Here is a 24,698-nt window from a genome sequence, read left to right as displayed (position 1 = left end):
GTTCCGCTCCGAGACCCTCACCGGTCTCGACCACTCCCTCCCCGAGGCCGACGTCCTCCTCGTGGGGCCGGGAGTGAGCGGGGGCGGGTTTCGCGGGCGCCTCGTGCGAGCCGTTGAGGGTCGCCGTTGCGTTCCCGAGGCTGACGCGGTCCGTCGCCGGGTTTCGCAGGCGCCTCGTGCGACCCATTGAGGGTCGCCGTCACGCTCCAGGGGCTGCCGCGTCTATCGGCGCCGTGGGCGCCGGGGCTGGCCGCCTTGCGTGACGCTCCGCGTCACGCGTCGTGGTCGGTGGTGAGGAAGGTCGCGAGCTCCTCGAGCACGGCCTGCTCGTTGTCGCCCTCGACGCTGACGGTGAGCTCGTCGCCGTGCTCGATGCCGAGCGAGATGATCCCGAGGATCGACGCGGCGTTGACCGGGGTCGCGTCGCCCTTGGCGACGAGGACCTTCTGACCCGACTTCGCCGCGGCCTGGCTGAAGAGCGAGGCGGGGCGGGCGTGGAGGCCCTTCGACGATGCAACCTGCACGGTGCGCTCGACCATGAACGTTTCTCCTTGATCCTGCAGTCGCGACTGCATCAGTGGTGCCCGGAGTCGGGCTCGCCCGGACGGACCGGGCGGGTGGAGGAGTCCCCGTCCGCGCCTGCGACGACCGCGCGAGCGGCGAAGAGGACGGGCAGGGTCTCGAGCACGGCATCGGCACCGTGCGCTCCGAAGACATCGGGCGGGAGGAGGGCGGCCGCGGCTCCCACGAGCTCCGCACGGTGGCGGAGTCCGTCGAACTGCGACTCGAGGTGCGGCCCCACGAGGAGGACGTCGGCCTCGGGGAGGGAGTGGTCGAGACCGGTGAGGGTCTCGGAGCGGAACACGGCATCCATGCCGCGCTCCTTCGCGCCCGCTCGCAGCCGATGGGCCAGGAACGTGCTCGACGCGCCTGCACCGCAGACGATCAGGATCTTCCGCACCTCGTTCGCCTCCTCGCGTCCGGGTCGTGATTCATCCAAGCATCCCCTCGGAGGGGCGGCACCCTCCAGCAGACAATCTTCCGCGGGGGCGGAAGACGGCCCCTTCCACCCCCGGCGCGGGGGCTCCCGGGCGCGTCGCCGGGGTGATTGACTGACGGGACGTACGACTCGCCGCCCGCGTCCTGCGGGCCCGCGGCAGGGTCGTGGCGCTCCCGGCGCCCGCCCCGACCGCACGCCTGGAGCCTGATGCCTGACAACCGCGAACGACTGCTGGAGTACCTCTCCCGCGCCGACGGCTGGGTGACGGCGCACGAGCTCGCCGACAGGCTCGGAGTCACCACACGCAGCGTCCGGAGCTACGTCACCGCGGTGAAGGCGCAGGCCGCCCCGCTGGAGCCGGTCGAGTCCTCCGCGAACGGCTATCGGCTCGCGCGCGAGGCGTACGCGGCGTACCTGGAGGCGCAGCGCAGCCGCGACGTCGAGCCCGACACACCGCGCGACCGGCTGTACAGCATCGTCCGCCGCCTGGTCGACTCCGACGAGGGCCTGGACGTCTTCGCCCTCGCCGACGCGCTGTCGGTGAGCGAGTCGACCGTCGACGCCGATCTGCGCCGGGTGAAGGCCCTCGCCGACGAGGCCGGCCTCGGGCTGGTCCGGCGCGGCCCGTCGGTGCGCCTCGAGGGCAGCGAGGAGGCCCGCCGCCGCCTGATCTCGCGGATGTTCCGCGACGAGAGCGCGCAGGGCGTCTTCACGCTCGACGACGTCCAGCGCGAGTTCGCCTCCCCCGGCCTCGGCGCCTTCAAGACCGAGCTGCTGGCCGAGCTCGAGACCCGCGGCTACTACATCAACGACTACGGCGTGAACAGCGTCCTCCTCCACATCGCGATCGCCGTCGACCGCGTCGCCCGGGGCATCGGGGACCCCTCCGGCTCCCGCCCCTCCCCCGCGATCCACGGCGAGCTCGCGGCCCTGCTGGCGGAGCTGGTGGAGCGGCACTTCGCGACGCGCCTGACCGACGCCGAGCTCGCCCAGCTCGCGATCCTGATGACGACGCGGGTGGCGACGCCCGGGCAGAACGAGCCGGTCGCCGCCGTGGTCGAGAACTACCTCGACCCGGAGGACCTCGCCGTCGTCCGCGAGCTCGTCGCCGACGTCAACCGCGAGTACCTGGTCGACCTCGACGACGAGGGCTTCATCGTCCGCCTCGCCCTGCACGTGCGCAACCTGATCGCCCGGGCCGCCGAGGGCGGCTACTCCCGCAACCCGCTCACCCGCTCGATCAAGACCAGCTACCCGATGACCTACGAGATCGCGGTGTTCCTGGCGAGCGGGCTGCAGCGCCGGCGAGGCATCGTGGTCAACGAGGACGAGATCGCCTACATCGCCCTCCACGTCGGCTCCTTTCTCGAGCGGGTGTCCCGGCGGGAGGAGCGTCTGTCCTGCGTGATCGTCTGCCCCAACTACTACGACCTCGCTCACATGCTGCGCCTGCGCGTCGAGCGCTCCCTCGGCACCGAGGTGGAGGTGCGCTCGCTGATCACGCGGAGCGACGTCGACTGGGACCGGCTCACCGCCGACCTCGTGATCACCACGATCGACGAGCACCCCGCGTCCGACGACGTCGTGGTGGTGCAGCCGTTCCTCACCGACCACGACGTCGAGACGGTGCGCCGGGCCATCGCCCGCGTCCGCCGGCACCGCCGCCGCGCGCAGATCAAGGACGAGCTGCTGCAGTTCTTCGACGAGGAGCTGTTCTTCCGCAACGTGCACGCGCGCGACGAGGCGGCGATGATCCGGATGCTGGGCGAGCGGATGATCGCCGGCGGCATCATCGACGAGGACTACGTCGACGGCGCCATCGAGCGCGAGCGGATGAGCTCCACGGCGTTCACCGACAACCTCGCGGTCCCGCACGCGATGGCGATGAGCGCCCGCCGCACCTCCATCGCGATCGTCGTGAACGACACCGCGATGGAGTGGGGCGAGCAGCGGGTGAACGTGATCGCGATGATCGCGTTCGCCTCGGCCGGCCGCAGCACCTTCCAGTCGGTGTTCGACCAGTTCGTCGAGGTGTTCGCCGACCGGGCGGAGGTGCAGCGCCTCATCCGGCGCTCCACGGACTTCGGCGGCTTCATCGAGGAGCTGGTGCGGGTGATCGACAGCTAGCCGACACCCGCACTCCGGGTGGAGCCGGACGGCGCTGTCGTCCTCCCGCTCCCGCGCTTCGTGGGCGCCCGACGGACCCCCGCCGGGCGCGAGAGGCCACGAGGAGCCTCCTCCGCATCGGATCGGAGGAGCTCCGCGTTGGGGCCTCTAGGCGAAGGGCGTCGGCACGATCCCGTAGGGGGCGAGGCCGGCCGCGCCGCCGTCGGCGAGCGTGGTGACCCAGATGCCGTCGTGGTGCACGGCGACGGAGTGCTCCCAGTGGGCGGCCATGCTGCTGTCCTCGGTCGCGACCGTCCACTCGTCCTCGCGGACGAAGGTCTCGGCGCTGCCCGCGGTGACCATCGGCTCGATCGCGACGACGAGTCCCGGCTTCACCTCGGGGCCGCGCTGGCGCACCCGGTAGTTGAAGACCGGCGGAGCCTCGTGCATGGTGCGCCCGATGCCGTGGCCGATGTAGTCGGTGAGGATGCCGTAGACGCGGCCCGAGCGCTCGGCCTCGTCCTCGATGTACTCCTCGATCGCCGCGCCGACCTCGTTGAGATGGCGGGCGGAGGCGAGGGCGGCGATCCCCCGCCACAGGGATCCCTCGGTCACCCGCGAGAGCTCGGCGCGTGCCGCGACCTCCTCCGGGCGGGAGGGATCGGGCAGGACCACCGTCATCGCGGAGTCGCCGTTCCAGCCGTCGATCTCGGCGCCGCTGTCGATGGAGACCAGGTCGCCCGGCTCGAGCACGCGCCCGCCGGGGATGCCGTGGACCACCTCGTCGTTGACCGAGGCGCAGATCGTGTGCCGGTAGCCCGGGACGAGCTGGAAGTTCGAGTGGCCGCCGAGCGCGACGATCGCCGCCTCGGCGATCGCGTCGAGCTCGAGCGTGGTGACGCCCGGGCGGACCGCCGCGCGGACCGCGTCGAGCGAGGCGGCCGTGGCGAGGCCCGGAGCGAGCATCGACCGCAGCTGCGCGGGCGTCTTGTAGAGCGAGGAGCGGAACGCCACGGCTCAGGCGGCCGGGGTGTCGAGGCGGCCCACGCGGTGGCCCTCGAGGGCGACGACGATCCGCTCGGTCACCTCGTCGACCGGCCCGAGGCCGTCGACCACGACCACGAGCCCGCGGGCCGCGTAGACGTCGATGAGCGGAGCGGTCTGCTCCTCGTAGAGCGCGAGTCGGCGCCGGATGACGTCCTCGGTGTCGTCGCTGCGCCCCTGCTCGAGCGAGCGCTTGAGCAGGCGGCCGACGACCTCGTCGGGATCGGCCGTCAGCTGGACGACCGCGTCGAGCCGGTTGTCGTCCGCGGCGAGGATGCGGTCGAGCTCGTCGACCTGCTCCGTGGTGCGCGGGTAGCCGTCGAGCAGGAACCCGGTCGACGCGTCCGCCTCCTGGAGGCGGTCGTGCACGATCGCGTTGGTCAGCTCGTCCGGCACGTAGCGCCCGTTGTCGAGGTAGGCCTTCGCCTGGAGACCGAGCTCGGTCTCGTTGGCGACGTTCGCGCGGAAGATGTCCCCGGTCGAGATGGCGGGCACCCGGAGGATGTCGCTCAGCCGAGCGGCCTGGGTCCCCTTGCCTGCGCCGGGAGGGCCGATCAGCAGGAGACGGAAGCCGATCGGGTGCGACGTCATCGGAGGAGTCCTTCGTAGTGGCGCTGCTGCAGCTGGGAGTCGATCTGCTTCACCGTCTCCAGGCCGACTCCGACGATGATCAGGATTGACGTGCCGCCGAAGGGGAAGTTCTGGTTCGCACCGACCAGCGCGAGGGCCACGAGGGGCACGAGCGCGATGAGGCCGAGGTAGACCGATCCGGGCAGCGTCACCCGGGTGAGCACGTAGTTGAGGTACTCGGCGGTCGGGCGGCCGGCGCGGATGCCGGGGATGAAGCCGCCGTAGCGCTTCATGTTGTCGGCGACCTCGTCCGGGTTGAAGGTGATCGCGACGTAGAAGTAGGTGAAGCCCACGATCAGGAGGAAGTACAGCGCCATGTAGAGCGGGTGATCGCCCTTGGTGAGGTAGTTCGTGATCCAGGTGACCCAGACCGGGGCCTCCTGGCCCGCGGCGGGCTGGTTGAACTGCGCGATGAGCGCGGGCAGGTACAGCAGCGACGAGGCGAAGATGACGGGCACGACGCCGGCCATGTTGACCTTGATCGGGATGTAGGTGTTGTTGCCGCCGTAGGTGCGGCGGCCGACCATCCGCTTGGCGTACTGCACGGGGATCCGCCGCTGCGACTGCTCCACGAAGACCACGGCGACCACGAGCACGAGGCCCACGCCGAGGACGAGGAGGAAGGTCTCGAAGCCGCGCGACTGCGCGATCGACCACAGGGAGGTGGGGAACTGGGCGGCGATCGAGGTGAAGATCAGCAGCGACATGCCGTTGCCGATGCCGCGCTCGGTGATGAGCTCGCCCATCCACATGATGATCCCGGTGCCCGCGGTCATGGTGATGACCATGAGGAGGATGGAGTACCACTCGTCGGTGATGATGAGCGCCGAGCACTCCGGGACGCCGGAGTTGCCGAAGAGGGCGCCCGAGCGGGCGACGGTGATCAGCGTCGTCGACTGGAGGACGCCGAGCGCGATGGTGAGGTACCGCGTGTACTGGGTGAGCTTGCCCTGACCGGACTGCCCCTCCTTGTACAGCGTCTCGAAGTGAGGGATGACCACGCGCAGCAGCTGCACGATGATCGACGCCGTGATGTACGGCATGATCCCGAGCGCGAAGATCGACAGCTGGAGCAGTGCTCCACCGCTGAAGAGGTTCACGAGCTCGTAGAGACCCGAGGTGCCCTGGTTGCCGGCGAGACAGGCCTGCACGGCGCTGAAGTCGACGAACGGAGCAGGGATGAAGGATCCCAGCCGGAAGATCGCCACGATCGCGAGGGTGAAGCCGATCTTGCGGCGGAGGTCGGGGGTGCGGAAGATCCGCGCAACGGCGCCAAACACTACCTAAGGTCTCCTGCTCAATTCTGTGGTGCGGGATACAGGTCGAGCTTGCCACGCACTCCCGGAGGGAGTCGGCGTGGCAAGCTCGACCGACAAGCTGCTGGTGCTACTTGATGGATCCGCCCGCAGCGACGATCTTCTGCTCGGCAGAGCTGGAGACCTTGTCGACCGCGACGTTCAGCTTAACCGCAATGTCGCCGTCCCCGAGGACTTTGACCTTCTCGTTCTTGCGGACAGCACCCTTGGCGACCAGGTCGCCGATGGTGACGTCGCCGCCCTGGGGGTAGAGCTCCGCGAGAGCGGACAGGTTCACGACCTGGTACTCGACCCGGAACGGGTTCTTGAAGCCGCGGAGCTTCGGGGTGCGCATGTGCAGCGGCATCTGCCCACCCTCGAAGCCGACGCGCACCTGGTAGCGGGCCTTGGTGCCCTTGGTGCCGCGACCGGCGGTCTTTCCCTTGGAGCCCTCACCGCGACCCACGCGGGTCTTGGCCTTCTTGGCTCCGGCAGCGGGGCGGAGGTGGTGGACCTTGAGCACGTGCTCCTTGGTCGCCGGCGCCGCCGCGCCCTTCGTGGTGGTCGCCTGCGCGGGAGTCGTGGACTCCGCGGCGGCGGCCTTCTTCGTCTCAGCCATTAGTCAATCTCCTCGACCTTCACCAGGTGGGCGACGGTCTTCACGTATCCGCGGTTCTGGGCGTTGTCCTCGCGGACGACGCTCTGACCGATCTTCCTGAGGCCGAGCGAGCGCAGCGTCTCGCGCTGGTACTGCTTCTCGCTGACCTTCGACTTGATCTGGGTCACCTTGAGCTGGGCCATCAGGCACCTGCCTTCGCGTTGGACGCGGCGGCGAGGGCGTCGGCCTCGGCACGGACGAGACGTGCCGGCGCGACCTGGTCGAAGTCGAGACCACGACGAGCGGCGACGGCGCGCGGCTCCTCGAGCTGCTTCAGAGCCTCGACGGTCGCGTGGACGATGTTGATGGTGTTCGACGAGCCGAGCGACTTGCTCAGGACGTCGTGGATGCCGGCGCACTCGAGGACGGCGCGGACGGGACCGCCGGCGATGACACCGGTACCCGCGGCGGCGGGGCGCAGGAGCACCACACCGGCGGCGGCCTCACCCTGGACGGGGTGCGGGATGGTCGAGGCGACGCGGGGGACGCGGAAGAAGTTCTTCTTCGCCTCCTCGACGCCCTTGGAGATGGCGGTCGGGACCTCGCGGGCCTTGCCGTAGCCGACGCCCACCAGTCCGTTGCCGTCTCCGACGACCACGAGCGCGGTGAAGCTGAAGCGACGGCCGCCCTTGACGACCTTCGACACGCGGTTGATGGTCACGACGCGCTCGAGGAACTGGCTCTTCTCGGCGTCACGGCCACCGCGGTCGCGGCCACCCTGGTTGCGGTCGCGGCCGCCGCGGCGGGGCTCACGAGCCTCCTGCTGCGGCTGCGTGGACGCAGCGGTCTCGACGGGGGCCTCCGACACAGCGGCGACCTCGGGTTCCTTGTTCTCTGCGGCGCTCACAGGTTGAGCCCTGCCTCTCGTGCTCCATCGGCGATCGCGGCGACGCGACCGGCGTACTTGTTGCCTCCGCGGTCGAAGACGACCGCCTCGACACCGGCGTTCTTGGCGCGCTCGGCGACGAGCTCGCCGACCTTGCGGGCCTTGGCGGTCTTGTCGCCGTCGAACACGCGCAGGTCGGCCTCGAGGGTCGACGCCGACGCGAGGGTGCGGCCCTGAGCGTCGTCGACGACCTGCACGAAGACGTGGCGGGCCGAGCGGTTGACGACGAGGCGGGGGCGCTCGGCGGATCCGACGACCTTCTTGCGCAGACGGTCGTGACGACGACCGCGCGCAGCGGACTTGCTCTTTCCTCTGGTTCCGAGTCCCATGATCACTTACCGCTCTTTCCGGCCTTGCGGCGAACGACCTCGCCGGCGTAGCGCACGCCCTTGCCCTTGTAGGGCTCGGGCTTGCGGATCTTACGAATGTTGGCGGCCACCTCACCGACGGCCTGCTTCGAGATGCCGTGCACGGTGAGCTTGTTGTTGCCCTCGACCGTGAACGAGATGCCCGCGGGCGGGGTGACGACGACCGGGTGCGAGAAGCCGAGCGCGAACTCGATGTCCGAACCCTTCGCCAGCACGCGGTAACCGGTTCCGACGACCTCGAGGCCCTTGGAGTAGCCCTGCGTGACACCGATGATGTCGTTCGCGATGAGCGTGCGGGTGAGGCCGTGGAGCGAGCGCGACTCGCGCTCGTCATCGGGACGCGAGACCAGCACCTGGCCGTTCTCGACGGACACCTGGATGGGGCTGGCGACCGAGACGGTCAGCTCGCCCTTGGGGCCCTTGACGGTCACAGCGGATCCGGCGACGGAGACGTCGACGCCCGCCGGGATCTCGATGGGGAGTCTTCCAATACGCGACATGAGGGGTTACCACACGTAGGCGAGGACTTCCCCACCCACGCCCTTCTTCTCGGCCTGGCGGTCGGTCAGGAGACCGCTCGAGGTGGACAGGATGGCGACGCCGAGGCCGCCGAGCACGGTGGGGATCTCGGCCGACTTCGCGTACACGCGGAGTCCGGGCTTCGAGACCCGCTTGATGCCGGCGATCGAGCGCTCGCGGTTCGGGCCGTACTTGAGGGAGATGGAGAGCGTCGTGCCGACGCGCGCCTCCTCGACCTTCCAGTCGGCGATGTAGCCCTCGGTCTTGAGGATCTCGGCGATGTTCGCCTTGAGCTTCGAGCCCGGGAGGGTGATGGAGTCGTGATGCGCGGAGTTCGCGTTACGGATTCTGGTCAGCAGATCTGCGACCGGATCAGTCATGGTCATGGCTGATGGTGCCTTTCTCGCCTGGTTTCGGCACCCTTTACAAGAGTGACGACCTGTGGTGTGGGACGGCGCCGACGACGTCGACGCCCATGCGGCCGCGCGAACGCACGCCAAGGAGCCATGCTACATGGCCGAGGTCCTGCGGTCGAGGGCCGATCGTGCACGGGATCCGGGATCCCGCGAGGCGCCCGCCGCCGGCTCCGGACGGACCGGTCCGGCGGCGGACGCACGACGAGGCCGGAGGGCGGTTCTCACCGTCCCCCGGCCTCGAGGCTTGCTGCTTACGCGTTGTCCGACGACTTGAACGGGAAGCCGAGCTGCTTGAGCAGCGCGCGACCCTCGTCGTCGGTCTTGGCGGTGGTCACGACGGTCACGTCGAAGCCGCGGACGCGGTCGATGCGGTCCTGGTCGATCTCGTGGAAGATCGACTGCTCCGTGATGCCGAAGGTGTAGTTGCCGTTGCCGTCGAACTGGCGGTCCGACAGCCCCCGGAAGTCGCGGATGCGGGGCAGCGCCACCGAGAGCAGGCGGTCCAGGAACTCCCAGGCGCGGTCGCCCCGGAGGGTGACGTGAGCGCCGATGGCCTGACCCTCGCGCAGCTTGAACTGCGCGATGGACTTGCGGGCCTTGGTGACCTGCGGCTTCTGACCGGTGATGGCGGTGAGGTCCTTGACCGCGCCGTCGATGATCTTGCCGTCGCGGGCGGCCTCACCGACACCGGTGTTGACGACGACCTTGATCAGGCCGGGGACCTGGTGGACGTTGCCGAAGCCGAACTGCTCCTTGAGAGCGGGGATGATGTCGGCCTGGTACTTGGCCTTGAGCCGCGGCTGAACCTTCGCAGCCACTGCGGTGGTGTCAGTCATTACAGTTCCTCACCCGACGCCTTCGCGTAGCGCACGCGAACGGTCTTGGTCACGCCGTCCTTGGTGACGGCCACGTTGCGGTGGCCGACCCGGGTCGGCTTCTTGGTCTTCGGGTCGACGAGCGCGACGTTGGAGATGTGGATCGAGGCCTCGACGGTCTCGATGCCGCCCTCCTTCGAGCCGCGCTGCGTCTGGCCGACGCGGACGTGCTTCTTGACGAAGTTCACGCCCTCGACGACGACGCGGTTGCGCTCGACCAGCACCTCGAGGACCTTGCCCTGCTTGCCGCGGTCTCCACCGCGGGCCTGGGTAGCGCCCGAGATGACCTGGACGAGGTCACCCTTCTTGATCTTGGCCATGACTAGATAACCTCCGGTGCCAGCGAGACGATCTTCATGAACTTCTTGTCGCGGAGCTCGCGACCGACCGGTCCGAAGATGCGGGTGCCACGGGGGTCCCCGTCGTTCTTGAGGATGACGGCGGCGTTCTCGTCGAACTTGATGTACGAGCCGTCGGCGCGACGGGTCTGCTTGATGGTGCGGACGATGACGGCCTTGACCACGTCGCCCTTCTTCACGTTGCCACCGGGGATCGCGTCCTTGACGGTGGCGACGATGATGTCACCGAGGCCCGCGTAGCGGCGGCCGGAGCCTCCGAGGACGCGGATGGTGAGGAGCATCTTGGCGCCGGTGTTGTCGGCGACCTTGACTCGGGATTCTTGCTGAAGCATGTGTCTCTCCTGCTAACTCAAGTAGGCCGCGGCCTACTTGGCCTTCTCGAGGATCTCGACCAGGCGCCAGCGCTTGGTGGCGCTGAGGGGACGGGTCTCGCTGATGACGACGGAGTCGCCGATGCCGGCGGAGTTCAGCTCGTCGTGGACCTTGACCTTGGACGTACGGCGGATGACCTTGCCGTACAGCGGGTGCTTCACCCGGTCCTCGACCTCGACGACGATGGTCTTGTCCATCTTGTCGCTGGTGACGTAGCCGCGACGGGTCTTGCGGTATCCGCGAGCGCCCGCCTCCTTCACGTCGTGGGCGGCCGACTCGTGGCCGGCGCTGTCATTGACGGTTGCCATTACTTGGCCTCCTCGTTCGACTCGGTCGCCTCGACCTCGGCCTTGGCGGCCTTCTTGGTCTTGGGCTTCTTCTCCGCCTTGGCCGGGGCCTCGACGGGTGCGGGGGTGGCGCGGATGCCCAGCTCGCGCTCACGGATGACCGTGTAGATGCGGGCGATGTCGCGCTTGACGGCACGCAGGCGGCCGTTGGTGTCCAGCTGACCGGTGGCCGACTGGAAGCGGAGGTTGAACAGCTCCTCCTTGGCCTTCTTCAGCTCGGTGACGAGACGCTCGTCCTCGTAGGTGTCGAGCTCGGCGGGGGCGAGCTCCTTGGATCCGATCGCCATTACGCGTCTCCCTCCTCGCGCTTGATGATGCGTGCCTTGAGGGGCAGCTTGTGGATGGCACGGGTCATGGCCTCACGAGCGAGCTGCTCGTCGACGCCGGCGACCTCGAAGAGGACGCGACCCGGCTTGACGTTCGCGACCCACCACTCCGGCGAGCCCTTACCGGAACCCATGCGGGTCTCGGCGGGCTTCTTGGTGAGCGGACGGTCGGGGTAGATGTTGATCCACACCTTTCCGCCGCGCTTGATGTGACGCGTCATCGCGATACGAGCGGACTCGATCTGACGGTTGGTCACGTAGGCGGGGGTGAGGGCCTGGATGCCGAACTCACCGAACGACACCTTGGTGCCACCGGTGGCCTGGCCGGACCGGCCCGGGTGGTGCTGCTTGCGGTGCTTGACTCGACGCGGAATCAACATGGTTATGCCTCAACTCCTGCTGCGACGGGCGCCTCGCTCTGCTGGCGGGGTGCACGGCGCGGACGGTCGCTGCGCTCGGGGCGCGACGACTTGCTGTTCGCCTGCTCGCGGGCGAGCTCCTTGTTGGTGATGTCGCCCTTGTAGATCCAGACCTTCACGCCGATGCGGCCGAAGGTGGTCTTCGCCTCGTAGAAGCCGTAGTCGATGTTCGCGCGGAGGGTGTGCAGCGGCACGCGTCCCTCGCGGTAGAACTCCGAGCGGCTCATCTCGGCGCCGCCGAGGCGGCCGGAGACCTGGATGCGGACGCCCTTGGCGCCGGCGCGCTGAGCACCCTGCAGGCCCTTGCGCATCGCGCGGCGGAAGGCCACGCGGGCGGAGAGCTGCTCGGCGATGCCCTGGGCGACCAGCTGAGCCTCGGCCTCGGGGTTCTTGACCTCGAGGATGTTCAGCTGGATCTGCTTGCCCGTGAGCTTCTCGAGGTCGGCACGGATGCGCTCGGCCTCGGCGCCGCGGCGGCCGATCACGATGCCCGGGCGGGCGGTGTGGATGTCGACGCGGACCCGGTCACGGGTGCGCTCGATCTCGATGCGGGCGACGCCCGCACGGTCGAGCTGCGTGGCGAGGAGTCGGCGGATCTTGACGTCCTCGGCGAGGTAGTCGCTGTACCGCTGGCCCTTCTTGGTGCTGTCGGAGAACCAGCGCGACACGTGGTCGGTGGTGATTCCCAGACGGAAACCGTAGGGGTTTACTTTCTGACCCATTACTTGGTCCCCTCCTCAGGAGTGGCCAGCACGACGGTGATGTGGCTGGTGCGCTTGTTGATGCGGAAGGCACGACCCTGAGCACGGGGCTGGAATCGCTTGAGGGTGGTTCCCTCATCGACGAAGGCGCGGGACACGATCAGGTCCTGGTCGTCGAGGTACTCGTTCGAGGCATCGGCCTTGACGCGAGCGTTGGCCATCGCCGAGGCGACGAGCTTGTAGACGGGCTCGGACGCACCCTGCGGCGCGAACTTCAGGATGGCCAGTGCCTCCTGAGCCTGCTTCCCGCGGATCAGGTTCACGACACGGCGAGCCTTCTGGGGGGTGACGCGGATGTGTCGCACGCGTGCGATCGACTCCACCATTTCTCTCCTCCTTCTCGTCGCCGCGTCAGCGGCGACGGCCCTTCTTGTCGTCCTTCTCGTGACCGCGGAAGGTCCGAGTGGGGGCGAACTCGCCGAGCTTGTGGCCGACCATGGTCTCGGTCACGAACACAGGGATGTGCTTGCGACCGTCGTGGACCGCGATGGTGTGGCCCAGCATCGCCGGGATGATCATCGAACGGCGCGACCAGGTCTTGATGACGTTCTTGTTGCCGGCTTCGTTGGCCGTGAACACCTTGCGGAGCAGGTGGTCGTCAACGAAGGGGCCCTTCTTGAGACTGCGAGGCATCTTCTACAACTCCTACTTGCGCTTCTTACCGGCGGTGCGGCGGCGAACGATGAGCTTGTCGCTCTCCTTGTTGGGGCGACGGGTGCGTCCCTCGGACTGACCCCACGGGCTGACCGGGTGGCGTCCACCGGAGGTCTTGCCCTCTCCACCACCGTGCGGGTGGTCGACCGGGTTCATCGCGACACCGCGGACGGTCGGGCGGACGCCCTTCCAGCGCATGCGGCCGGCCTTGCCCCAGTTGATGTTCGACTGCTCGGCGTTGCCGACCTCGCCGATCGTGGCGCGGCAGCGCGCATCGACGTTGCGGATCTCGCCCGACGGCAGGCGGAGCTGCGCGTAGGGGCCGTCCTTGGCGACGAGGCGGACCGAGGTGCCGGCCGAGCGGGCGAGCTTGGCGCCGCCTCCCGGCTTGATCTCGATGGCGTGGATGACCGTACCGGTCGGGATGTTGCGCAGCGGCAGGTTGTTGCCGGGCTTGATGTCGGCGCCGGCGCCCGACTCCACGACGTCGCCCTGCGAGAGCTTGTTCGGGGCCAGGATGTAGCGCTTGGTGCCGTCCACGAAGTGGAGCAGCGCGATGCGCGCCGTGCGGTTGGGGTCGTACTCGATGTGAGCGACCTTGGCGTTGACGCCGTCCTTGTCGTTGCGACGGAAGTCGATCAGACGGTACTGGCGCTTGTGGCCACCACCGATGTGACGCGTCGTGATGCGGCCGGAGTTGTTGCGGCCACCGGTCTTGGACAGCGGGCGCAGGAGCGACTTCTCGGGCGTCGAGCGGGTGATCTCGGCGAAGTCGGCAACGCTGGAGCCGCGGCGACCGGGGGTCGTGGGCTTGTACTTACGAATAGCCATTGTCTGTTTCCTCTACGCTTCTTCGGCTCAGCCGACGCTCGTGAAGATGTCGATGGAGCCGGACTTCAGCGTGACGATCGCGCGCTTGGTGTCCTTGCGCTTGCCGGTGCCGAACTTCGTGCGGCGGGTCTTGCCCTGGCGGTTCAGCGTGTTGATCGACGCGACCTCGACGCCGAAGATCTTCTCGATGGCGAGCTTGATCTCGGTCTTGTTCGAACGCGGGTCGACCACGAAGGTGTACTTGCCCTCGTCGATCAGGCCGTAGGACTTCTCCGAGACCACCGGGGAGATGATGACGTCGCGGGGGTCCTTGTTGAACGCGGCGGACTGGCTCATGCGTTCACCTCTTCCTTGTTGGACTCGACGCCCGACTTGGCCGCGATGAACGCGTCGAGCGCGCCCTTCGAGAACACGATGTCGTCGGAGACGAGCACGTCGTACGCGTTGAGCTGGTCGGCCGGCAGGATGTGCACGAACGGCACGTTGCGGAGCGAGAGCTCGGCGATGTAGTCGTCGCGCTCGAGCACCACGAGGACGTTGCGCGACACCGAGAGGGCGTCGAGCAGGACGAGGACGTCCTTGGTCCGGGGGGTGTCGCCGAGGGCGAGGGACTCGACCACGTGGATGCGGGCACCGCGGGCGCGGTCCGAGAGAGCGCCGAGCAGAGCCGCGGCGATCATCTTCTTGGGGGTGCGCTGCGCGTAGCTGCGGGGGGTCGGTCCGTGGACCACGCCACCACCGGTCATGTGCGGGGCGCGGATCGAGCCCTGACGAGCGCGACCGGTTCCCTTCTGCTTGAACGGCTTGCGACCGGCTCCGGAGACCTCACCGCGGTTCTTCGTCTTGTGGGTTCCCTGGCGCGCCGCGGCGAGCTGGGCCACGACGACCTGGTGGATGAGGGGGATGTTGGTCTGGACGTCGAAGAGTGCGGCGGGGAGCTCGACCGAGCCCGCCTTCTGGCCCTTGACGTCGATGATGTCGACAGAGGTAGCCATGGAACTACGCTCCCTTCACGGCGTTGCGAACGAACACGAGGCGACCGCGGGCACCGGGGACGGCGCCCTTGACGAGCAGCAGGCCCTTCTCGGCGTCGACGGAGTGCACCTTGAGGTTGAGCACGGTGACGCGCTCGCCACCCATGCGACCGGCCATGCGCATGCCCTTGAAGACACGGCTGGGGGTCGAGGAGGCGCCGATGGAGCCGGGCTTGCGGTGGTTGCGGTGCGAACCGTGCGAAGCCGAGACGCCCTTGAAGTTGTGACGCTTCATGACGCCGGCGAAGCCCTTGCCCTTGCTGGTGCCGACGACGTCGACCTTGGTGCCGGCCTCGAAGACGGCGTCCACGGTCAGCTCCTGGCCGGCCGAGTAGTCGGCGGCGTCGGAGGTGCGGACCTCGGTGAGGTGGCGGCGGGGGGTGACGCCCGCGGCGTCGAAGTGACCGGCGGCGGGCTTGTTCACCTTGCGCGGGTCGATCGCACCGGCGGCGAGCTGGACGGCGGTGTAGCCGTCCTTCTCCTCCGTGCGGACCTGGGTCACGACGTTGGGGCTGATCTCGATGACGGTGACCGGCACGAGCTTGTTGTTCTCGTCCCAGACCTGGGTCATTCCGAGCTTGGTGCCGAGGAGGCCCTTGCTGGTCTTCAGCGTGGGGGAAACAGTGACAGACATGGTGGCACTCCTCCTTAGAGCTTGATCTCGATGTTGACGTCGGCCGGCAGGTCGAGGCGCATGAGCGAGTCGACGGCCTTGGGCGTCGGGTCGATGATGTCGATGAGGCGCTTGTGGGTGCGCATCTCGAAGTGCTCGCGGCTGTCCTTGTACTTGTGGGGAGAACGGATCACGCAGACCACGTTCTTCTCGGTCGGCAGCGGCACGGGGCCGACCACCGTTGCACCGGCACGGGTGACCGTGTCGACGATCTTGCGCGCCGACGTGTCGATGACCTCGTGGTCGTACGACTTCAGTCGGATGCGGATCTTCTGTCCCGCCATGTGTGATCTCTCACTCTCTTGTTATTGCGTCGTACGCGACTCCCCCGGCCGGAGCCGGACTCGTCTCGCATTGGACGCGCTCGCGAAGGAACTCCGGTGACCCGGAAAAGTGCAACCAGTGTTCTTCTGTCAAAAGCACCGCACCCTCGGGGCGCTCCGATCGGCGTGCAGAACGCACGACGCACGGAGAGACCGTTGAGATGTCGGTTGTTGTCGTTCTGCTACCCGCCGCCTCGACGTCGCACCCGCGTGGCCGCCCTCTCGGGTCGAGCCTCCGCGATGCCGTCTCGGCACTGCCTGGCAGTGTCCCCCTGCGAGCAGCACGCCGCCCGAGAGGAAATTTTGAACTAGAAGAGTCTCCCACAGATGCCCCACCCCTGCAACCCGGGCGTGTCGCGCCGGAGGGCTCCTTCGCGAGCACGTCGTGACGGACCGTGGGAGCCGGTCGCTCCGATCAGCAGCGCGGGCCGGAGGGCCTCCCCCGCTACTCGAAGAGCAGCGCCCGGACGGCGGTCTCGGCCGACGCGGGGCGCGACGCGTCGATGGTCTCGCCGGCGCGGAAGTGGTCCAGCAGCCGCGGGTCGACGTAGCTGGCGCGGGCGACCGTCGGCGTGTTCCCGAGCACGTCCGAGGCGTCGCGCATCGCCTGGGCGATCGCGGAGTTTCGAGCGCGCTGCGTGGCCCGCGGGCCCGACTTCGCCAGGCTCAGCGCGGCCGCGACCGTGCCGTGCAGAGTGCGGAAGTCCTTCGCCGTGAAGTCGTCGCCGGCGCGCTCGCGCACGTAGTCGTTGATCTCGGGCGCCGAGACCGGCCGCCACTCCCGCCCGTCCTTCCAGGCGAGCAGGCGGGCGTTCGGCCCACGACGCTTGAGAGCACGGACGACGCGCGAGAGGTCGTGGTCGAGGATCTCGCTCGTCCACGCCTGATGGCTCTTCCCGGGGAAGGCGAGGGCGACCCGGTCCCCGTGGGTCGTGGCGTGCGCGCACAGGAGCGTCGAGAGGCCGATGCTGCCGTGCTCCTTCGCGTACCTCTCGCTGCCGACGCGGAGCGATCCGGTGTCGAGCATCCGGAAGGCGGTGGCCAGCGCGCGCTCGCGGCTGGGTCCGTCCGAGCGGAGGGCGATGGTCACGGCCCGGCGCGCCCCCGGCAGGGCCTCCGCGAGCCGCAGCGCCCGGTCGAACTTGATCCGGTCCTTCTGCTCGCGCCAGGTCGGATGGTAGATGTACTGGCGGCGGCCGGCGGAGTCGACACCGGTGGCCTGGATGTGCCCGTTGGGGTACGGGGCGATCCAGACGTCCGTCCAGGCCGGCGGGATGCCGAGACGGTCGAAGCGCGCGCGCAGCTCCTTGTCGGCGACGGTCGCGCCCTTCGGGTCGCGGTAGCTGAAGCCGGAGCCCGCGCGCACCCGGGTGTAGCCGCGCCCGCTCGAATCGGTCCTACGGAGTCGTCGCGCGCGAGTGTCAGCCATCGATCCGACGATAGGACGGCGGATCCGAGGCCCGCACCCGCTTGACGGCGGGGACGAGCAGTCGGTCGGCAGCCGCTACTCGTTGCCGATCCGCTTGTCGGCCTGGCGCTTCAGGTCCTCGATGCGGTCGTCGTACTTGCCGTTGGTGAGGCGGCTGGCGATCTCGCCCGCCTTCTCGAGGGTCTGGTCGGAGACCTGCTCGGCCTTCTCGCTCCGCAGCGCGTCCTGGGCCTTCCGGCTGTTGAGCAGTTCGCCGGCCTGGCGTCCGAGCTTCCCGAGATCCACGATGATGCCTCCTTGTAAACGCGCACAGGGCGGCGCGTGCCTCAGTGTGGCGCTCCCGGCTGGGGGAACGGTGCGGGCGCGCCGGTCAACCGGCCAGTGCGATCACCTGCTCCGCTGCGTCTGCCAGGGCGCGGCCGTAGGAGGGACCGTGACCGGCGGCGTGGACGGCGAGCGGGTGCAGCTGGTGGAGTGGCACCCGCTCCTCGTAGCCGGCCCCCAGCGGATGCTGGTCGCGGTAGCCCTGGAGGACGGCGTCGAGGTGCGGAGCGCCGAAGAGGGCCAGCATCGCCAGATCGGTCTCGCGGTGTCCCCCGTGAGCGGCGGGGTCGATCAGGACGGCGCCGTCCGCCGTCCAGAGCACGTTGCCGGTCCAGAGGTCCCCGTGGATCCGGGCGGGCCCCGCACCGTCGTCGAAGGCTCCGGCCGCCACCCGGCCCAGAGCCTGCTCGACGAGCCGCGACTCGGCTGCCGTGAGGTTGCCCGCCTCCACGGCGGGGCCGAGGAACGGCCGCACCCGCTGCTCCGCGTAGAAGCGCCCCCACGAGTCGTCCGGGCGGCACGGCATCTCGCGGCGGCCGATGTAGGCGGGGCCGGTCCATCCCGGGGGCGGCGCTCCGAACGCCGCGGCTCCGGCGTCGTGCGTCCGGGCGAGCGCGGCGCCGAAGGCCCGAGCCGACTCGGCGGAGGGTCGCGCGGAGCGGATCTCCTCCAGCTCGATGCGCCCGGGCGACACCCTCTCCACCCCGACACAGCGCGCACCGCCGTCCGCCTCGCGCAGCCAGTCCAGGCCGGCCGCCTCCCACTCGAAGAACTGCGGGAGGGCACGGGGGTCGCTCTTCACGAAGGGCATGCCGCCACGCTAGCCGGGCGTCCCCGGGAACGACGAGAGGGGCCGCCCGCCGAAGCGGACGACCCCTCTCGAGAGATCGGTAGGACGGACCTACTTGATGATCTTGGTGACCGTACCGGCACCCACGGTGCGTCCACCCTCACGGATGGCGAAGCCGAGGCCCTCCTCCATGGCGATCGGCTGGATCAGCGCGACCGTCATGTCGGTGGTGTCGCCGGGCATGACCATCTCGGTGCCCTCGGGCAGCGTGATGACGCCGGTGACGTCGGTGGTGCGGAAGTAGAACTGCGGACGGTAGTTCGCGTAGAACGGGTTGTGACGCCCACCCTCATCCTTGGACAGGATGTACGCGGTGCCCTCGAAGTCCGTGTGCGGCGTGACCGAACCCGGCTTGACGACGACCTGGCCGCGCTCGACGTCCTCGCGCTTGGTGCCGCGGAGGAGCAGACCGCAGTTCTCGCCGGCCCAGGCCTCGTCGAGCTGCTTGTGGAACATCTCGATTCCGGTGACCGTGGTCTTCTGCGTCGGGCGGATGCCGACGATCTCGACCTCGGAGTTCAGAGCGAGGGTTCCACGCTCCGCACGGCCGGTGACGACGGTTCCACGACCGGTGATCGTGAAGACGTCCTCGATCGGCATGAGGAACGGCTTGTCCTTGTCGCGCACCGGGTCCGGGATGGACTCGTCGACCGCGTCCATCAGGTCGAGGATCGACTGGGTCCAGGTGTCGTCGCCCTCGAGGGCCTTGAGGCCGGAGACGCGCACGACGGGGGCGTCGTCGCCGGGGAAGCCCTGCGACGAGAGGAGCTCGCGGACCTCGAGCTCGACGAGCTCCAGGATCTCCTCGTCGTCCACCATGTCGGCCTTGTTCAGCGCGACGAGGAGGTAGGGGACGCCGACCTGCTTGGCGAGGAGGACGTGCTCACGGGTCTGAGCCATCGGGCCGTCGGTGGCGGCGACCACGAGGATCGCGCCGTCCATCTGGGCCGCGCCGGTGATCATGTTCTTGATGTAGTCGGCGTGACCCGGGGCGTCGACGTGCGCGTAGTGGCGCTTCGGCGTCTCGTACTCGACGTGCGAGATGTTGATCGTGATGCCGCGCTGGCGCTCCTCGGGAGCGGAGTCGATCGACGCGAAGTCACGCTGGACGTTGGTCGCGGACGGGAACTTGTCCGCCAGAACCTTCGAGATCGCCGCGGTGAGCGTGGTCTTTCCGTGGTCGACGTGACCGATGGTTCCGATGTTGACGTGCGGCTTGGTCCGCTCGAACTTGGCCTTAGCCACTGTGGGTCCTCCTCAGGACTTAGGTGCAAGCATCCGCATCCGGGCGGCCGCACGGGGCGGCACGAGGACAGGAGGACTTGCGGGGGTTTTGTGTACGTATGTTACCGGCAGTGGTCGTGCGGCCGTCCCGCTGCGACAGGGGGCGCGCTGCACTCGGCAGCAAACCCGCACGACACTACCAGGCCGCCGCCGTTCCGGGGAACGGCGACGGCCCAGGGGCGGAGCTACTCGCCCTTGTTCTTCTGGACGATCTCCTCGGCCACGGCCTTGGGGACCTCGGCGTAGGTCTCGAACGTCATCGAGTAGACGGCGCGGCCCGAGGTCTTCGAGCGCAGGTCTCCGATGTAGCCGAACATCTCGGACAGCGGGACGTTGGCCCGGATGACCTTGATGCCGGTGGCGTCCTCCATCGACTGGATCATCCCGCGACGCGAGTTGATGTCGCCGATGACGTCGCCCATGTACTCCTCGGGAGTACGGACCTCGACGGCCATGAGCGGCTCGAGGAGGACCGGCTGCGCCTTGCGCGAGGCCTCCTTGAACGCGATCGAGCCGGCGATCTTGAACGCCATCTCGGAGGAGTCGACGTCGTGCGCCGCTCCGTCGACCAGGGTCGCCTTCACGCCGACCATGGGGTAGCCGGCGAGCACGCCGACCTGCATGGCGTCGCGGATGCCCGCGTCGACGGAGGGGATGTACTCGCGCGGGACGCGGCCACCGGTGACGCCGTTGACGAACTCGTAGGTCTTGTCGGCCTCGACCTCCATCGGCTCGATGGTGATCTGGACCTTCGCGAACTGGCCGGAGCCACCCGTCTGCTTCTTGTGGGTGTAGTCGTACTTCTCAACCGTGCGGCGGATCGTCTCGCGGTACGCGACCTGGGGCTTGCCCACGTTGGCCTCGACGTTGAACTCGCGCTTCATGCGGTCGACCAGGATGTCGAGGTGCAGCTCGCCCATTCCCTTGATGACCGTCTGACCGGTCTCCTGGTTCTGCTCCGTGCGGAAGGTGGGGTCCTCCTCCGCGAGCTTCTGGATCGCGGTACCGAGCTTCTCCTGGTCCGCCTTCGTCTTGGGCTCGATGGCGACCTCGATGACGGGCTCCGGGAAGGTCATCGACTCGAGCACGACCTGCGCGGCCGGGTCGCTCAGGGTGTCACCGGTGGTGGTGTCCTTGAGGCCGATGACGGCGTAGATGTGGCCGGCGGTGACCGAGTCGACCGGGTTCTCCTTGTTGGAGTGCATCTGGAAGATCTTGCCGATGCGCTCCTTCTTGCCCTTGGTCGAGTTGATGACCTGGGCACCGGAGTCGAGCTTGCCCGAGTAGACGCGGACGTAGGTCAGGCGACCGAAGAACGGGTGCACGGCGACCTTGAACGCGAGCGCCGAGAAGGGCTCGGTCGAGTCCGCGTGGCGCATGATGACCTTCTCCTCGTCGCGGACGTCGTGCGCCTCGATGGCGGGGACGTCGAGCGGGGAGGGGAGGTAGTCCACGACAGCGTCGAGCATCGGCTGGACGCCGCGGTTCTTGAACGCCGAGCCGCAGAGCACCGGGTAGATCTCGGAGTTGACGGTCATCTTGCGGATGGCGCCCTTGATCTCCGCGACGGTGAGCTCCTCGCCGCCGAAGTACTTCTCGAGCAACTCGTCGGAGGTCTCCGCGACGGTCTCGAGGAGCTTCTCGCGGTACTCCGCCGCCTTGTCGGCGAGGTCGGCCGGGATCTCCTCGATCTCGTACTTCGCGCCGAGCGCGACGTCGCCCTTCGAGTCGCCGCGCCACGTGAGCGCGCGCATCTCGACCAGGTCGACGACGCCCTCGAAGGAGGACTCCGCGCCGATGGGCAGCTGGATGACCAGCGGCTTCGCGCCGAGGCGCTTGATGATCGTGTCGACCGTGTAGTAGAAGTCGGCGCCGAGCTTGTCCATCTTGTTGACGAAGCAGATGCGCGGGACGTCGTACTTGTCGGCCTGACGCCAGACGGTCTCGGACTGGGGCTCGACGCCCTCCTTGCCGTCGAAGACGGCGACGGCGCCGTCGAGGACGCGGAGCGAGCGCTCGACCTCGACCGTGAAGTCGACGTGACCGGGGGTGTCGATGATGTTGATCTGGTTCTTGTTCCAGAAGCAGGTCGTCGCGGCGGATGTGATCGTGATGCCGCGCTCCTGCTCCTGCGCCATCCAGTCCATCGTCGCGGCGCCGTCGTGGACCTCGCCGATCTTGTGCGTGATACCCGTGTAGAACAGGATGCGCTCGGTGGTGGTGGTCTTGCCGGCATCGATGTGGGCCATGATGCCGATGTTGCGGACCTTGTTCAGGTCGGTGAGCACATCTTGTGCCACGGAGTTCCTCCGATAGGTGATGGAGCCAGCGCACCGGGTTCATGGCCGAATGGCTGGGATTCTGGTGGTGGCGGTCGCCCGGTCGCGGGGATCGGGCGATCCGCCGCCGGGACCGGGCCCGCAGCGGTGACGCCGCGGGCCCGGTGGTCGCGGTCGCCCGGAGGCGGCCGCGGGGTGCGCTACCAGCGGTAGTGCGCGAAGGCCTTGTTCGACTCGGCCATCTTGTGGGTGTCCTCGCGACGCTTGACAGCGGCGCCCAGACCGTTCGACGCGTCGAGGATCTCGTTCATGAGACGCTCGGTCATCGTCTTCTCGCGACGGGCCTTCGCGTAGCTGGTGAGCCAGCGGAGCGCGAGGGTGTTGGCGCGGTGGGGCTTGACCTCGACCGGGACCTGGTAGGTCGAGCCACCGACGCGGCGGCTGCGGACCTCGAGGGTCGGGCGGACGTTGTCGAGCGCCTTCTTGAGGGTGACGACCGCGTCCTGGCCGTTCTTGCCGGCGACGCCCTCGAGGGCACCGTAGACGATGCGCTCGGCGAGGCCCTTCTTGCCGTCCAGGAGGATCTTGTTGACGAGCTGGCTGACGATGGGGGCGCCGTAGACGGGGTCTGCGACGACGGGGCGCTTGGGAGCGGGGCCCTTACGAGGCATTACTTCTTCTCCATCTTCGCGCCGTACCGGCTGCGAGCCTGCTTGCGGTTCTTGACGGCCTGGGTGTCCAGGGCGCCGCGAACGATCTTGTAGCGGACACCGGGGAGGTCCTTGACGCGACCGCCGCGCACGAGCACCATCGAGTGCTCCTGCAGGTTGTGGCCCTCGCCGGGGATGTAGGCGGTGACCTCGGTGCCGTTGGAGAGCTTCACGCGGGCCACCTTGCGGAGGGCCGAGTTCGGCTTCTTGGGCGTGGTCGTGTAGACGCGCGTGCAGACGCCGCGCTGCTGGGGGTTGGCCTTCAGGGCGGGCGCCTTGGTCTTGGTGACCTTCGGCGTGCGTCCCTTGCGGACCAACTGCTGAATCGTTGGCACTGGTTTTGCTCCTTGAATGCTGCACGGTGACAGCGGATCGATGGTCGACATTCGGCCCTCCCGTCTCCGGGAACGGCCGAGTTCATCTGGACCCGACGCACCCCGCGGCCCCGCGAGCGGGACCGGGAGGGTGAGGGGTATGCCGTGGGGGCCGCCCGATCGGACGAACCCGCGGATCCTCGCGGACCCGGTAGAGCGAAGTGCGGCGACCGCATCGACCCGGAGGCACGACACGAGCGCACGGCAAAGCGCACACCCGAAGAATATTACGGGGAGTGACGGGGCCGGTCAACCGAGCGGCGTTCGCCCTGGGAGATGCCGCAGCGCCGCGCTGAGCCGCGCCGGGACTCCGTCGTCACTCCCGCTCGTCGCCCTCCCAGCCCCAGTGGGGGCTGCGGCCGCCGGCGTCGCGACGGGCCAGGAGCAGGAGGAACACGAGCTGGACGGCCGCCGCGAGCACGCCGGTCGCGATCGCGAAGACAGTGGGGGCGTGGTCGAGGATCCAGCCGAGGATCTCCCCCGGCTCCTGGCGGCCGAGCCCGTAGAGCGCTCCGCCGGTGAGGAGGAAGAGCAGGTAGACGACGACCCCGGTCAGCAGCGACGGGCCGAGGACGCGGTGGACGGCGGGACGGGCGGCGAGGGTCACCATCGCGACCAGCACGGCGACGACGCAGACCGCCACCGAGACCGGCCCCAGCAGCGGGCCGGCGTCGCGCTCGGGCACGACGTCCTGGTCCAGTAGGAGGCTGAGGACCCCGAACGCGCAGACGACCAGGGCGAGGTAGAGGAACGCGGCGAAGCCGGCCAGCGCGAGGCCGTAGCCCAGGCCGGCTCCGCGGCCCTGCCCCTGCCCCTCCGGAGTCACGACTGCGCGGCCGCTTCGCGCTCGGCGTTGCGGCGCTTGACGCCTCGGGCGCGGCCCGCGATCGCGGCGCCGCCCCAGACGCTCGCCTCCCGGCCGAGGACGCCGGCGGCGAGGACCGCCGCGAGGACGGCGGGATCGCGGACGTAGTCGAGCGCGAGGGAGCGGTCGATCGGCAGGGCGAGCGGTCCGACGGCGCTCCAGCCGCCGACCAGCGCGGCCGCGGCCGTGAGGAGGGCGACGAGGAAGCCGCCGAGGACGTAGGCCCACCAGCCCGCGCGGTTCACGACCAGCACGATCAGCGCCAGGCCGACCAGGAACGCGGCCACCGGGGCGAGGAAGAGCGCGGTCGGTGCCGCGTCCAGCGCGAGGGCGACCGGGTCGCCGCCGACGCGGTCGACGAGGAGGCGGATCGCCGTCAGGGCGACGAGGTACAGGACGGCGAAGACCGCGGTCGTCAGGAGGGCGAGCGCGAGGCCCGCGAGACGGTTGCCGGAGCGCCGGACCGGCTCGGGCTCGGCCTCGACCGGCCCGAGGGCGCTGGGGGCGGACGCCGCGACGACCGGGGCGACGGGCTCGACGGTCGGCTGCCGGCCCGTCACGGGTTCGGGCCAGACGTACTCCCGGGTCGGCTGGGGTCCGGTTCCGCCGGACGTCTCGGTCGCGGAGGGGATCCGCGTGGTCTCGGCGTCGCTGCTCCAGGTCACCCGGACAGCATAGGCACGCCTT

At 69.0% G+C, this 24,698-nt stretch carries 35 protein-coding genes; 1 reads left to right on the top strand and 34 read right to left on the bottom strand.

Features of this window, described 5'->3' with window-relative positions:
- Positions 1–272: 272 nt before the first annotated feature.
- Together C5C69_RS11750 and C5C69_RS11745 are read right to left on the bottom strand one after the other, a co-directional pair.
- A complete protein-coding gene (locus tag C5C69_RS11750; RefSeq protein ID WP_104224553.1) occupies positions 273–539 on the bottom strand; it encodes an HPr family phosphocarrier protein in 267 nt (88 codons plus the stop codon).
- 35 nt (positions 540–574) lie between these two features.
- Complete coding sequence (locus tag C5C69_RS11745; RefSeq protein ID WP_181065531.1) at positions 575–1,000, bottom strand: PTS sugar transporter subunit IIB; 426 nt, start codon at positions 998–1,000, stop codon at positions 575–577.
- Positions 1,001–1,207: 207 nt separating this feature from the next.
- Here C5C69_RS11745 and C5C69_RS11740 point away from each other — a divergent pair, with 207 nt between their 5' ends.
- On the top strand, positions 1,208–3,127 hold the full coding sequence (locus tag C5C69_RS11740) for a BglG family transcription antiterminator (RefSeq protein WP_104233918.1): 1,920 nt from the start codon (positions 1,208–1,210) through the stop codon (positions 3,125–3,127).
- Between the two features lie 147 nt (positions 3,128–3,274).
- Here C5C69_RS11740 and map read toward each other — a convergent pair whose 3' ends face one another.
- The 32 genes from map to C5C69_RS17000 all read right to left on the bottom strand — a co-directional run bounded on the left by map (position 3,275) and on the right by C5C69_RS17000 (position 24,676).
- A complete protein-coding gene (gene map / locus C5C69_RS11735) occupies positions 3,275–4,120 on the bottom strand; it encodes a type I methionyl aminopeptidase (protein WP_104226753.1) in 846 nt (281 codons plus the stop codon).
- A 3-nt stretch (positions 4,121–4,123) separates the two neighbouring features.
- A complete protein-coding gene (locus C5C69_RS11730; RefSeq protein ID WP_181028829.1) occupies positions 4,124–4,741 on the bottom strand; it encodes an adenylate kinase in 618 nt (205 codons plus the stop codon).
- Positions 4,738–6,060: a preprotein translocase subunit SecY gene (gene secY, locus C5C69_RS11725; protein ID WP_104224557.1), complete on the bottom strand. Its 1,323-nt coding sequence runs from the start codon at positions 6,058–6,060 to the stop codon at positions 4,738–4,740. The genes C5C69_RS11730 and secY overlap by 4 nt, the downstream gene beginning before the upstream one ends.
- 106 nt (positions 6,061–6,166) lie before the next feature.
- On the bottom strand, positions 6,167–6,694 hold the full coding sequence (gene rplO, locus C5C69_RS11720) for a 50S ribosomal protein L15 (protein WP_104226755.1): 528 nt from the start codon (positions 6,692–6,694) through the stop codon (positions 6,167–6,169).
- The gene (rpmD, locus tag C5C69_RS11715) at positions 6,694–6,876 is read right to left on the bottom strand and encodes a 50S ribosomal protein L30 (protein ID WP_181067839.1); all 183 of its coding nucleotides are present in this window, start codon (positions 6,874–6,876) and stop codon (positions 6,694–6,696) included. The genes rplO and rpmD overlap by 1 nt, the downstream gene beginning before the upstream one ends.
- Positions 6,876–7,580: a 30S ribosomal protein S5 gene (rpsE, locus tag C5C69_RS11710; RefSeq protein ID WP_104224559.1), complete on the bottom strand. Its 705-nt coding sequence runs from the start codon at positions 7,578–7,580 to the stop codon at positions 6,876–6,878. The genes rpmD and rpsE overlap by 1 nt, the downstream gene beginning before the upstream one ends.
- Positions 7,577–7,948 carry a 50S ribosomal protein L18 gene (rplR, locus tag C5C69_RS11705; RefSeq protein WP_056037296.1) on the bottom strand — a complete coding sequence of 124 codons (372 nt, stop codon included), beginning with the start codon at positions 7,946–7,948 and terminating at the stop codon, positions 7,577–7,579. Before rplR ends, rpsE begins: the two co-directional genes overlap by 4 nt.
- 2 nt (positions 7,949–7,950) lie before the next feature.
- Entirely contained in the window at positions 7,951–8,487 is a 537-nt protein-coding gene (gene rplF, locus C5C69_RS11700) for a 50S ribosomal protein L6 (protein WP_104224560.1), read from the bottom strand.
- A gap of 6 nt (positions 8,488–8,493) precedes the next feature.
- Positions 8,494–8,892: a 30S ribosomal protein S8 gene (gene rpsH, locus C5C69_RS11695; RefSeq protein WP_068209423.1), complete on the bottom strand. Its 399-nt coding sequence runs from the start codon at positions 8,890–8,892 to the stop codon at positions 8,494–8,496.
- Between the two features lie 281 nt (positions 8,893–9,173).
- Positions 9,174–9,758: a 50S ribosomal protein L5 gene (gene rplE / locus C5C69_RS11690; protein WP_104233919.1), complete on the bottom strand. Its 585-nt coding sequence runs from the start codon at positions 9,756–9,758 to the stop codon at positions 9,174–9,176.
- Positions 9,758–10,117, bottom strand: coding sequence for a 50S ribosomal protein L24 (gene rplX / locus C5C69_RS11685; RefSeq protein ID WP_104224561.1), 360 nt, complete (start codon positions 10,115–10,117; stop codon positions 9,758–9,760). The genes rplE and rplX overlap by 1 nt, the downstream gene beginning before the upstream one ends.
- A 2-nt stretch (positions 10,118–10,119) precedes the next feature.
- Positions 10,120–10,488 carry a 50S ribosomal protein L14 gene (gene rplN / locus C5C69_RS11680; protein ID WP_104224562.1) on the bottom strand — a complete coding sequence of 123 codons (369 nt, stop codon included), beginning with the start codon at positions 10,486–10,488 and terminating at the stop codon, positions 10,120–10,122.
- Between the two features lie 33 nt (positions 10,489–10,521).
- Positions 10,522–10,836 carry a 30S ribosomal protein S17 gene (rpsQ, locus tag C5C69_RS11675; protein WP_104224563.1) on the bottom strand — a complete coding sequence of 105 codons (315 nt, stop codon included), beginning with the start codon at positions 10,834–10,836 and terminating at the stop codon, positions 10,522–10,524.
- Positions 10,836–11,162, bottom strand: coding sequence for a 50S ribosomal protein L29 (gene rpmC, locus C5C69_RS11670; RefSeq protein WP_104224564.1), 327 nt, complete (start codon positions 11,160–11,162; stop codon positions 10,836–10,838). Before rpmC ends, rpsQ begins: the two co-directional genes overlap by 1 nt.
- The gene (rplP, locus tag C5C69_RS11665; protein WP_068209436.1) at positions 11,162–11,581 is read right to left on the bottom strand and encodes a 50S ribosomal protein L16; all 420 of its coding nucleotides are present in this window, start codon (positions 11,579–11,581) and stop codon (positions 11,162–11,164) included. The genes rpmC and rplP overlap by 1 nt, the downstream gene beginning before the upstream one ends.
- Before the next feature lie 2 nt (positions 11,582–11,583).
- The gene (rpsC, locus tag C5C69_RS11660; protein WP_068209439.1) at positions 11,584–12,342 is read right to left on the bottom strand and encodes a 30S ribosomal protein S3; all 759 of its coding nucleotides are present in this window, start codon (positions 12,340–12,342) and stop codon (positions 11,584–11,586) included.
- Complete coding sequence (gene rplV, locus C5C69_RS11655; RefSeq protein ID WP_077221988.1) at positions 12,342–12,707, bottom strand: 50S ribosomal protein L22; 366 nt, start codon at positions 12,705–12,707, stop codon at positions 12,342–12,344. Before rplV ends, rpsC begins: the two co-directional genes overlap by 1 nt.
- A 25-nt stretch (positions 12,708–12,732) precedes the next feature.
- The gene (gene rpsS / locus C5C69_RS11650) at positions 12,733–13,014 is read right to left on the bottom strand and encodes a 30S ribosomal protein S19 (protein WP_055787078.1); all 282 of its coding nucleotides are present in this window, start codon (positions 13,012–13,014) and stop codon (positions 12,733–12,735) included.
- Between the two features lie 12 nt (positions 13,015–13,026).
- Positions 13,027–13,866 carry a 50S ribosomal protein L2 gene (gene rplB, locus C5C69_RS11645; protein ID WP_068251462.1) on the bottom strand — a complete coding sequence of 280 codons (840 nt, stop codon included), beginning with the start codon at positions 13,864–13,866 and terminating at the stop codon, positions 13,027–13,029.
- A 27-nt stretch (positions 13,867–13,893) separates the two neighbouring features.
- The gene (gene rplW, locus C5C69_RS11640) at positions 13,894–14,202 is read right to left on the bottom strand and encodes a 50S ribosomal protein L23 (protein WP_068209445.1); all 309 of its coding nucleotides are present in this window, start codon (positions 14,200–14,202) and stop codon (positions 13,894–13,896) included.
- Positions 14,199–14,861 (bottom strand): 50S ribosomal protein L4, encoded by a 663-nt coding sequence (rplD, locus tag C5C69_RS11635; RefSeq protein ID WP_104224565.1) that lies wholly within the window; start codon positions 14,859–14,861, stop codon positions 14,199–14,201. Before rplD ends, rplW begins: the two co-directional genes overlap by 4 nt.
- A 4-nt stretch (positions 14,862–14,865) precedes the next feature.
- On the bottom strand, positions 14,866–15,534 hold the full coding sequence (rplC, locus tag C5C69_RS11630) for a 50S ribosomal protein L3 (protein WP_104224566.1): 669 nt from the start codon (positions 15,532–15,534) through the stop codon (positions 14,866–14,868).
- 14 nt (positions 15,535–15,548) lie between these two features.
- On the bottom strand, positions 15,549–15,857 hold the full coding sequence (gene rpsJ, locus C5C69_RS11625; protein WP_005050520.1) for a 30S ribosomal protein S10: 309 nt from the start codon (positions 15,855–15,857) through the stop codon (positions 15,549–15,551).
- A gap of 484 nt (positions 15,858–16,341) precedes the next feature.
- Positions 16,342–17,325 carry a DNA topoisomerase IB gene (locus C5C69_RS11620; RefSeq protein ID WP_104233920.1) on the bottom strand — a complete coding sequence of 328 codons (984 nt, stop codon included), beginning with the start codon at positions 17,323–17,325 and terminating at the stop codon, positions 16,342–16,344.
- Between the two features lie 75 nt (positions 17,326–17,400).
- Positions 17,401–17,610, bottom strand: coding sequence for an antitoxin (locus C5C69_RS11615; RefSeq protein ID WP_159939075.1), 210 nt, complete (start codon positions 17,608–17,610; stop codon positions 17,401–17,403).
- Between the two features lie 85 nt (positions 17,611–17,695).
- A complete protein-coding gene (locus tag C5C69_RS11610) occupies positions 17,696–18,460 on the bottom strand; it encodes a fructosamine kinase family protein (RefSeq protein ID WP_104233921.1) in 765 nt (254 codons plus the stop codon).
- A gap of 90 nt (positions 18,461–18,550) precedes the next feature.
- On the bottom strand, positions 18,551–19,744 hold the full coding sequence (gene tuf / locus C5C69_RS11605) for an elongation factor Tu (RefSeq protein WP_104224570.1): 1,194 nt from the start codon (positions 19,742–19,744) through the stop codon (positions 18,551–18,553).
- Between the two features lie 224 nt (positions 19,745–19,968).
- Entirely contained in the window at positions 19,969–22,083 is a 2,115-nt protein-coding gene (gene fusA / locus C5C69_RS11600) for an elongation factor G (RefSeq protein ID WP_104224571.1), read from the bottom strand.
- A gap of 179 nt (positions 22,084–22,262) precedes the next feature.
- Positions 22,263–22,733, bottom strand: coding sequence for a 30S ribosomal protein S7 (gene rpsG, locus C5C69_RS11595; protein WP_068251443.1), 471 nt, complete (start codon positions 22,731–22,733; stop codon positions 22,263–22,265).
- Positions 22,733–23,107 carry a 30S ribosomal protein S12 gene (rpsL, locus tag C5C69_RS11590; protein ID WP_011186743.1) on the bottom strand — a complete coding sequence of 125 codons (375 nt, stop codon included), beginning with the start codon at positions 23,105–23,107 and terminating at the stop codon, positions 22,733–22,735. The genes rpsG and rpsL overlap by 1 nt, the downstream gene beginning before the upstream one ends.
- A 355-nt stretch (positions 23,108–23,462) precedes the next feature.
- Entirely contained in the window at positions 23,463–23,972 is a 510-nt protein-coding gene (locus C5C69_RS11585) for a DUF6121 family protein (RefSeq protein WP_104233922.1), read from the bottom strand.
- Complete coding sequence (locus tag C5C69_RS17000; RefSeq protein WP_181067840.1) at positions 23,969–24,676, bottom strand: hypothetical protein; 708 nt, start codon at positions 24,674–24,676, stop codon at positions 23,969–23,971. Before C5C69_RS17000 ends, C5C69_RS11585 begins: the two co-directional genes overlap by 4 nt.
- Positions 24,677–24,698 lie beyond the last annotated feature (22 nt).

Source organism: Rathayibacter sp. AY1C7 (genome assembly GCF_002931865.1).
In the GTDB taxonomy this organism is placed as follows: Bacteria; Actinomycetota; Actinomycetes; order Actinomycetales; family Microbacteriaceae; genus Rathayibacter.
The sequence above is the reverse complement of the archived record's forward strand: the minus strand, read 5'-3'. Positions and strand labels throughout refer to the sequence as shown.

Bases quoted from the DNA above. Each gene is read 5' to 3' on its own strand.
- C5C69_RS11750 (WP_104224553.1), bottom strand. From the start codon at position 539: ATGGTCGAGCGCACCGTGCAGGTTGCATCGTCGAAGGGCCTCCACGCC.
- C5C69_RS11740 (WP_104233918.1), top strand. From the start codon at position 1,208: ATGCCTGACAACCGCGAACGACTGCTGGAGTACCTCTCCCGCGCCGAC.
- C5C69_RS11730 (WP_181028829.1), bottom strand. From the start codon at position 4,741: ATGACGTCGCACCCGATCGGCTTCCGTCTCCTGCTGATCGGCCCTCCC.
- rplO (WP_104226755.1), bottom strand. From the start codon at position 6,694: ATGGCTGAGACGAAGAAGGCCGCCGCCGCGGAGTCCACGACTCCCGCG.
- rpmD (WP_181067839.1), bottom strand. From the start codon at position 6,876: ATGGCCCAGCTCAAGGTGACCCAGATCAAGTCGAAGGTCAGCGAGAAG.
- rplR (WP_056037296.1), bottom strand. From the start codon at position 7,948: ATGGGACTCGGAACCAGAGGAAAGAGCAAGTCCGCTGCGCGCGGTCGT.
- rplF (WP_104224560.1), bottom strand. From the start codon at position 8,487: ATGTCGCGTATTGGAAGACTCCCCATCGAGATCCCGGCGGGCGTCGAC.
- rpsH (WP_068209423.1), bottom strand. From the start codon at position 8,892: ATGACCATGACTGATCCGGTCGCAGATCTGCTGACCAGAATCCGTAAC.
- rplE (WP_104233919.1), bottom strand. From the start codon at position 9,758: ATGACTGACACCACCGCAGTGGCTGCGAAGGTTCAGCCGCGGCTCAAG.
- rplX (WP_104224561.1), bottom strand. From the start codon at position 10,117: ATGGCCAAGATCAAGAAGGGTGACCTCGTCCAGGTCATCTCGGGCGCT.
- rplN (WP_104224562.1), bottom strand. From the start codon at position 10,488: ATGCTTCAGCAAGAATCCCGAGTCAAGGTCGCCGACAACACCGGCGCC.
- rpsQ (WP_104224563.1), bottom strand. From the start codon at position 10,836: ATGGCAACCGTCAATGACAGCGCCGGCCACGAGTCGGCCGCCCACGAC.
- rpmC (WP_104224564.1), bottom strand. From the start codon at position 11,162: ATGGCGATCGGATCCAAGGAGCTCGCCCCCGCCGAGCTCGACACCTAC.
- rplP (WP_068209436.1), bottom strand. From the start codon at position 11,581: ATGTTGATTCCGCGTCGAGTCAAGCACCGCAAGCAGCACCACCCGGGC.
- rpsC (WP_068209439.1), bottom strand. From the start codon at position 12,342: ATGGGTCAGAAAGTAAACCCCTACGGTTTCCGTCTGGGAATCACCACC.
- rplV (WP_077221988.1), bottom strand. From the start codon at position 12,707: ATGGTGGAGTCGATCGCACGCGTGCGACACATCCGCGTCACCCCCCAG.
- rpsS (WP_055787078.1), bottom strand. From the start codon at position 13,014: ATGCCTCGCAGTCTCAAGAAGGGCCCCTTCGTTGACGACCACCTGCTC.
- rplB (WP_068251462.1), bottom strand. From the start codon at position 13,866: ATGGCTATTCGTAAGTACAAGCCCACGACCCCCGGTCGCCGCGGCTCC.
- rplW (WP_068209445.1), bottom strand. From the start codon at position 14,202: ATGAGCCAGTCCGCCGCGTTCAACAAGGACCCCCGCGACGTCATCATC.
- rplD (WP_104224565.1), bottom strand. From the start codon at position 14,861: ATGGCTACCTCTGTCGACATCATCGACGTCAAGGGCCAGAAGGCGGGC.
- rplC (WP_104224566.1), bottom strand. From the start codon at position 15,534: ATGTCTGTCACTGTTTCCCCCACGCTGAAGACCAGCAAGGGCCTCCTC.
- rpsJ (WP_005050520.1), bottom strand. From the start codon at position 15,857: ATGGCGGGACAGAAGATCCGCATCCGACTGAAGTCGTACGACCACGAG.
- C5C69_RS11620 (WP_104233920.1), bottom strand. From the start codon at position 17,325: ATGGCTGACACTCGCGCGCGACGACTCCGTAGGACCGATTCGAGCGGG.
- C5C69_RS11610 (WP_104233921.1), bottom strand. From the start codon at position 18,460: ATGCCCTTCGTGAAGAGCGACCCCCGTGCCCTCCCGCAGTTCTTCGAG.
- rpsG (WP_068251443.1), bottom strand. From the start codon at position 22,733: ATGCCTCGTAAGGGCCCCGCTCCCAAGCGCCCCGTCGTCGCAGACCCC.